Here is a 7,819-nt window from a genome sequence, read left to right on the forward strand (position 1 = left end):
ACGAACAACGGTCTACTCGCCCTTGTCTTTCTCCAGCGCCACTGACTCAATCCGTCTCCCTTCCATCTGCCGCACCGTGTATGTCGCCCCGCCCCCCGACACGCGGTCGCCCTGCACCGGGAGTCTGCCGAGCAGGCCAAAGACGTAGCCGCCGATGGTCGTGTACTGATCATCCGGCACCGTGAGTCCGTAGCTGTCGTTGACGTCGTTGATGGGGGTCGCACCGGCCACGATCGTTTCGCCAGGGGCAGAGCCCGCCTCACGCGGCTTGATGGACTCATCGTACTCGTCGAGAATCTCGCCGACGAGCTCTTCGAGTAAGTCTTCCATGGTGACGAGTCCGGCGGTGCCGCCGTACTCATCGAGCACGATGGCCATGTGCTCTTTGAGGCGTTTGAAGTCGGCGAGCACTTCTTCCACCTCGCGAGAGCCCGGCACAAAGTGGATGCGACGGCAACTCGCGCGAAGGTCAAATGGCGCGGCGCTGCTGCCGGCGCCCTCTGTGCGCAACGCACGTAGCGCGCGGAGGAGATCCTTGGCGTGCACCATGCCCACGATCTGGTCAATCGATTCTTCAAAGACCGGATAACGCGAGAACCCCGCCTCGTCTACAATCGCGACGGCTTCGTCGAGCGTGGCCTCTACCGGAATCGCGACCATCGCGGTGCGCGGGGTCATCACTTCGCGGGCGTTTTTTTCTGAAAATTCAAAGACGGCGTCGAGCATGTCGGCGTCGGTGCTCTCGAGCGCGCCCTGTTCCTCGCTTTGCTCCACCAAGAGCCGGAGCTCGTCGGGCGAATGGACCGTCTCGTGCCCAATTTCAGCTTTTTGGCCCAGCAGGCGGAGCACCAGTGTGGCGGAGGCGTGCAGTACGCTAATGAAGGGGGCGGCAAGCCAGGCAAAACCCAGGAGCGGTGGCGCCAGCCACTTGGCGGCCACTTCGGGCTGGCTCAACGCGAGGGCGCGCGGCGCCAGTTCTCCGAAGACCACGTGCAGATAGGTCACGCAGAGCAGCGCGATGCCCGCAGCCACGCTCAATCGGACGGCGGGCTCCATCAGAAAGGGGAGTTTTGCGACCACCCCCTGAAAAGCGTCGCCGAGGGCCGATTCGGCGGTCCAGCCCAGCCCCAGTGAGGCGAGGGTGATCCCCAACTGGCTGGCGGAGAGTACTCGGGCGAGATTATCAGTGGCGCTGAGCGCGAGATGGGCGAGAGGGTCGCCCGCGCGGATCATTGCCTGCAAACGGGTGCGACGGGAGCGCACAAGCGCGAACTCCACCGCCACGAAGTAACCGTTGAGGATGAGCAGAACAACTATGAGCGCGAAGCGGGCAAGCACGGATGCAACTTATGCTGACTGCCCAGCCCCACGCCAGCGTGGAGCGGCCGCGCACGCGCACGCCGATCACGCCAACGACGGGCATTCCCACGACGGGCATTCCCATAGTGGACACGATCACGGGCACCACCACCACGCCGCCAAGGGACTCAAAGGCGCGCTGATTATTACCGCGATTTTTCTTGTTGCGGAGGTGGTGGGCGGGATTATGTCGAACTCGCTCACGCTGCTCGCTGACGCCGGACACATGCTCACCGACGTGGGCGCCCTCGCGTTCTCGCTCTTTGTGGCCTGGCTCTCGCGCCAACCGAGTACGCCGCAGAAGACCTACGGCTACCTTCGCTGGGAAATTCTCGCCGCGTTCTTTAACGGCGCGACGTTGCTGCTGATTTCTGTCGCCATTATTTGGGAAGCCATTCGCCGCTTTCAGCATCCGGAACCGGTGGAAACCGGGGTGATGTTGGTCGTGGCGATCGCGGGTCTCGTGGTCAATGCCGTGGCCGCCCGCATGCTCCATGCGGGCGCCGAACATTCGCTCAACGTGCGCGGCGCGTATCTGCATGTGCTGGGCGATCTGTTAGGGTCGGTGGCGGCCGTGGTGGCCGCGCTCTGCGTGCGGCTCAAGGGATGGACCATTGCCGATCCCATCGCCTCGGTGGTGATGACCGTCCTCATTGTGCGCGGCAGCTGGTCGCTGGTGCGCGAGAGTATTGATGTGCTCCTCGAAGCTGTGCCCGCGCACATCGATCTTGCGACCGTGCGCACGGCCCTCGAAAGTGTGTCGCACGTGGAGTCCATCCATGACCTGCACGTGTGGACCCTCACCTCAGGTGTGGTGGCCATGAGTGCACACGCGCTCGTGCGCGATCCGGTGCAGCATCAGCAGGCGCTCGAGGCCATGAACGCCGCGGCCGCCGCGCAGGGCATTCATCACGTCACCATTCAAATAGAAGGCAACGCGCTCGCGGACTGTGTTCGCGAACCGGTGCACGCCGTCTAACCCCCGCTTCCTCTCTTCCGTTCATGGCTCAACTCGACCGTTTGCTTAGCGTGATGATCAGTAATCGCGCGGATCAACTCCTCCTGCGCGAAGACGAGGCCGCGTCACTCACGGTGGACGGCGCCGAACGCCCGGTGACCAAGCCGCTTGCCGGTTCGCAGGTGGTGGCCCTGCTCCGCGAGATCGCCGCGCCGGCCACTGTGGCGCAGCTCGAAGCCAAAACGCCGGTCAAGTTTCGCTACGAAGGAAGCGACGGTGTTTTCTCCGTGCGCGCGATGCTGGCCGCTGGGAAGTGGAATGTCACGATTGTCGTGGATGACCAGGGCGACTTTCATCGCCGTACGGGAATGTTTACGCCGCTGAACCTCCCCGCCGAAGAGGCGCCCACCACACCCTATGTGCGGAAAAGCGTGAAGATGGCGGCGTACGACCCCGAGGAAGCCAAGTTGGCGATGGACCGCCTGCTGCGCACGCTCGTGACCGAAGGCGGCTCCGACCTCCATCTCCGCGTGGGCGAGCCGCCCATCCTGCGCAAACATGGCGAAATGCTTCGCATGGACGGTGAGGGCAAGCTCCAAAACGACGAGCTCGACCGGTTGATGCACGCCATCATGCCCGATCGCAACGCCAAGGAATTCGCCGAGCACGCCGACAGCGATTTTGCGTATGAAATTGAGGGGATCGCACGGTTTCGCGCGAATGTGCTCAAAGATCGCAAAGGAATTGCCGCGGTGTTTCGCGTGATTCCGAGCACCATTGTCACCGCCGATCAACTGGGGATGAGCCAAGAGGTGCAGAATCTCTTCTACCTCACCAAGGGGCTGGTGCTCGTCACCGGGCCTACGGGCTCAGGTAAATCCACCACGCTCTGTGCGTTAGTGGATCTCGTGAATCGCTCGCGCTCCGACCATGTGATCACCATTGAAGATCCCATTGAGTTTGTGCACGAGAACAAGAACTGCATCATCACGCAGCGGCAGGTGGGGGTGCACACGGATTCATTCAAGAGCGCGCTCCGCGCCGCGTTGCGCGAGGACCCTGACATCATTCTCGTCGGCGAACTGCGCGATCTCGAGACGGTGGGTATCGCCATTGAAACGGCGGAGACGGGGCATCTCGTGTTCGGCACGCTGCACACCACCACCGCGGCGAGCACCATCGACCGGCTCATTGACCAGTTCCCCGCCGATCGCCAAGAACAAGTGCGCACCATGCTCTCCGAGTCGCTCAAGGGCGTGGTGAGTCAGGTGCTCTGCAAAAAGATTGGCGGCGGCCGCATTGCGGCGCGTGAGATTTTGCTCGTGACGCCCGCCGTGGCCAACCTGATTCGCGAAGGCAAGACCTTCCAGATTCCGAGCATCATGCAGACCTCCAAGCGGCTTGGCATGATCACCATGAACGACACCCTGCTCGACTTAGTGGAGCAGCGGTTGGTGGAGCCGAAAGAGGCGTATATGAAAGCGGTGGACAAGACGTACTTTCTTTCGATGCTCAAAGCCAAGGGGCACGACACCAGTTTCGCCGAGAGCGATCCGACGCACGCGGCATCGGCGACCGCTGGTGGACCACCGGCGGCCGGTGCCGCGAAGCCGGGTGCGGTGCGACGCTAGCGCTCCAACATTCCACGTTCGGTCACAACACCGTTTCTCATTCGGGAAATCCCATGCGACGAATCTCAGCGGTCCTCGCCGGTGCTTGGTGCGCCGTGTTGTCCTTTGCCATGCCGATCGGCGCGCAGCAGGCGCCAGCGCCGCCAGCGCCGGCCGCACCGGTCGCGGTGTCGCTGCCCAGCACTGTGCAGCGCGTGCTCGTCTCGAAAGTCACGCACATCGCGTACCGGCTCGACATTGCGCTCCCGGCGGGCTTCGACAGCACCACGCGCAAGTATCCTGTCTTCTTGATGCTCGACGGCAACCTCGCCTTCGCGTCCACGCTGGGCATCTACACGGGGCTAGGGCTGGGCAACGGCGTGCCGCCCATGATCCTCGTTGGCGTGGGATATCCCGGCAACGATCCGCGCGTGTTCACGCCGGACTACGTCGCGAGTCGCACGCGTGACTATACCCCCACCCAAGAGAAAACCACCGGGGTGGTGGGCTTGGCGCCGAAGAGCGGCGAGGCGCGAGCCTTTCTCACCTTCATTCGCGACGAGCTCATTCCGTTCCTCGAAGCCGAATATCGCACCGACCCGGCGGACCGCGGACTCGGCGGCCACTCGCTCGGTGGATTGTTCACCACCTACGCATTGCTCAACGAACCCGCACTCTTCACGCGCTATTGGGTGGGGTCGCCCTCGCTCTGGTGGGACAACGGCGTGTCGTTCTCGTGGATCGCGCCAGCCAAGGCCGCCGCGGTCAAACCGCACGGGCGCGCCTACATCACGGTGGGCTCCGAAGAGAGCGACGTGATGGTTGTGCCCATGAAAAAGCTCGATGTGTCGTTGCGCGCGAACTTTTCGAATCTGTCGGTGGGCGCGCAGGTGTTCCCCGAGGAGACGCACGTCTCCGTGATTGGCGCCGCGATCAGCCGCGCCTTCCGCTTCCTGTATGGCAACTACGGGCGCCCCAGCATTCTGCTTGGCCCCAAGGAAACGGCGGGGTATGTGGGCGCATGGAAGTCCGCGGACGGGCAACAGGTGACTTTGGTCGCCAAGGGCAAGGGGATGGAGTTGCAGCAGTCGATGGTCGGAAAGAAGGTGAGCATGGTGCTTCTCGCGGCCGACCGAGACCATTTGTTCTCGCGCGCCTGGGACGGCACGGTGACCGCCGAGCGTGACGGGGCGGGGAAGGTGGTGCGGTTGCGCTCCGATGTTGGGGGGCCGCCCACGGTCTTTGAGCGGGTTCGCAAATAGGGGGCCGCGAGCGCCCGCTGGGCCCCAGGAGCTAGGACTCGGGGGCCCAGAAGCGCACGGCCAGAGTGGGGGCGGGACGCCCTCCAGAGGGCCATTTGGGAGGGGGCGGGGCATCCAGCGTCACGGATATGCCCTGCCCCCGCTTTTTTGGCCCCAACTAGGTTATCTTTCGATGCTATGGAAATCCGTAACATCGCCATCATCGCCCACGTCGACCACGGCAAGACCACGCTCGTCGACAAGATGCTCCGCCAGGCCGGCGCATTCCGTGAAAATCAGATCGTCGCCGAACGGGTGATGGACTCGAACCCGCTCGAGCGCGAGCGTGGTATCACGATTCTCGCCAAGAACACGTCGGTGCACTGGCGTGGCACCAAGATCAACATCGTCGACACACCAGGACACGCCGATTTCGGCGGTGAAGTGGAGCGCATTCTGCGCATGGTCGACGGCGTGTTGCTCGTGGTCGATGCCTTTGACGGTCCGATGCCGCAGACGCGCTTCGTGCTGCGGAAGGCGCTCGCGCTCGGACGCACCCCGATTATTGTCGTCAATAAAATTGACCGCCAGGGCGCCGACCCCATGCGCGTGCATGAGGAAGTGCTCGACCTGTTGATTGAACTCGAAGCCACCGAGGCGCAGCTCGACGCGCCCTTTGTGTATGCCAGCGGCCGTACCGGCGTCTCGACCATGTCGATGGACGACGAAGCCGTGGATCTCGTCCCGCTCTTTCAGACCATCGTCGACACTGTGCCGCCGCCGCCGAGTGATGCGGAAGGCACCTTTCAGATGCTGGTGTCCACCATCGACTACTCGCCGTACCTCGGCCGACTCGCCATTGGGCGCGTGGAGCGTGGCACCGCGCGCGTGGGCGCTCAGGTGGCGCTGTTGCCGCTCGACCAGACCGCCAAGGCGACCGTGTCGAAGGTGACCAAGCTCTATGGCTTTGAAGGCCTGGAACGCATTGAGGTGGAAACGGCCGCTGCCGGCGAGATCGTGGCGCTGGCCGGACTCGAAGGTGTGGAAATCGGCCTGACGCTGACCGACCCCGACAACCCAGAACGGCTCGAAGGCATTGCCGTGGAAGAGCCGACGATTTCGGTGGACTTCCTCGTCAACAACTCACCGTTCGCGGGCAAGGACGGCAAGTTCGTCACGAGCCGTCAGATTATTGAGCGCCTGCACAAGGAGCTCGAGCGCAACGTTGCGCTGCGTGTGGAAGAGACCGAGGCCACCGATTCGTGGACGGTGAGCGGACGCGGCGAACTCCATCTCACGATTTTGATGGAGACCATGCGTCGTGAGGGCTTTGAGTTTCAGGTCTCGCGTCCGCGCGTGATTCTGCACGTGGGGCCGAAGGGCGAGCGGATGGAGCCGTATGAAGAGCTGGCGATCGACGTGCCCGAAGAGTACATGGGCGTGGTGATCGAGGCGCTCGGCCCCCGCAAGGCGCAGATGATTGAAATGAAGAACCCCGGGCAGGGGATGGTGCGCATTCTGTACAAGATTCCGGCCCGTGGGTTGTTCGGATATCGCTCGGAGTTCATGACGAGCACGCGCGGCACCGGCATTATTCACCACCGGTTCCTGGAATACGGGCCGTGGGCGGGTGCGCTCGAAGGGCGTGGGCGCGGCGTGCTGGTGTCGATGGAAAACGGCACGATCATCGGCTTTGCGCTGAACAATCTGCAGGACCGGTCGACACTCTTCTGCGCGCCCGGCGAGGCCGTGTACGAGGGGATGATCATCGGCGAGAATTCGCGTCCGGGCGATATGGACGTGAATCCGTGCCGCGAAAAGAAGTTGAGCAACATGCGCTCCAAGGGCGCCGACGATCATATCATGCTCGAGCCGCCGCGCATTTTGACGCTCGAAGGGGCGTTGGAATACATCGAAGAAGACGAGCTGATTGAAGTGACACCGCTCTCCATCCGTATTCGGAAGCGCGTGCTGGCGCAAAGCGATCGCAAGCGTACGACGCGAGACTTGAAGAAAGACCGCACAGGCGTCTAACTTCGCTGGGTAGTACGTCGTGCGGTCGGGGCGTTCAGAATTTGCAGGGCGCCGCGTGCAGCAATAATCAGAGCACTATCTCACGGAGAACGGAACCATGTCGGGCAGTGTAGTATCGCCAGCGTTGGCGGAGCTGGGCGTGCGTGCCTTTGAGGCTGTGGATCCTTGGGCAGTGAGTGGGTGGACCGGCCGGGCCGGTGGGGTGTACGACGCGGGCGCGGTGGCGCTCATCGACGATAATCCGGACGATGAGCAACCCGACCCCAACTACGATGACGATGATCTCGACGAAGATGACGAGGTCGGCGACGATGAGGACGGCCTGCTTGATGACCCTGAGGCCGACGACGACGAGCTCGACGATGAACTCATCGAGCTGGACGACGAGTTCGACGGCGCGGACGAGGACAGTCGGCCGCATCCGGAGCACAACAAGGGCGAGGACTAGGGGCGCCAGAGGCGGTGGGTTGGCCTGAGCGATACAGCGCGTAACTCATTGACGGACGGGCACCTGCCCGTTTTATTTAGTGGTTCTGGTGTAGTGATTTGGTGAGGTTTGGGCCATTAGCTCAGGTGGTTAGAGCGCACGCCTGATAAGCGTGAGGTCCGAGGTTCAA

5 protein-coding genes and 1 pseudogene are annotated in these 7,819 nt (G+C 62.9%); 5 read left to right on the forward strand and 1 reads right to left on the reverse strand.

Going from position 1 to position 7,819, the window contains the following annotated elements:
- Positions 1 to 12 precede the first annotated feature (12 nt).
- Positions 13 to 1,338, reverse strand: a complete 1,326-nt coding sequence (locus tag NTZ43_06935) for a hemolysin family protein (protein ID MCX5766941.1) — start codon at positions 1,336 to 1,338, stop codon at positions 13 to 15.
- Between NTZ43_06935 and NTZ43_06940 the strand changes: the two genes are divergently transcribed.
- The 5 genes and pseudogenes from NTZ43_06940 (at position 1,316) to NTZ43_06960 (ending at position 7,650) form a co-directional block, all read left to right on the forward strand.
- Positions 1,316 to 2,338: a cation diffusion facilitator family transporter gene (locus NTZ43_06940; protein ID MCX5766942.1), complete on the forward strand. Its 1,023-nt coding sequence runs from the start codon at positions 1,316 to 1,318 to the stop codon at positions 2,336 to 2,338. The genes NTZ43_06935 and NTZ43_06940 overlap by 23 nt on opposite strands.
- A 452-nt stretch (positions 2,339 to 2,790) precedes the next feature.
- A pseudogene (locus tag NTZ43_06945) lies at positions 2,791 to 3,807 on the forward strand (type IV pilus twitching motility protein PilT).
- A 194-nt stretch (positions 3,808 to 4,001) separates the two neighbouring features.
- Positions 4,002 to 5,189, forward strand: coding sequence for an alpha/beta hydrolase-fold protein (locus NTZ43_06950; protein MCX5766943.1), 1,188 nt, complete (start codon positions 4,002 to 4,004; stop codon positions 5,187 to 5,189).
- A 177-nt stretch (positions 5,190 to 5,366) separates the two neighbouring features.
- On the forward strand, positions 5,367 to 7,202 hold the full coding sequence (gene typA / locus NTZ43_06955) for a translational GTPase TypA (protein ID MCX5766944.1): 1,836 nt from the start codon (positions 5,367 to 5,369) through the stop codon (positions 7,200 to 7,202).
- A 97-nt stretch (positions 7,203 to 7,299) separates the two neighbouring features.
- Positions 7,300 to 7,650, forward strand: a complete 351-nt coding sequence (locus NTZ43_06960) for a hypothetical protein (GenBank protein ID MCX5766945.1) — start codon at positions 7,300 to 7,302, stop codon at positions 7,648 to 7,650.
- The last annotated feature ends 169 nt before the right edge of the window (positions 7,651 to 7,819 follow it).

Source organism: Gemmatimonadota bacterium (assembly GCA_026387915.1).
Taxonomy (GTDB): domain Bacteria; phylum Gemmatimonadota; class Gemmatimonadetes; order Gemmatimonadales; family Gemmatimonadaceae; genus Fen-1231.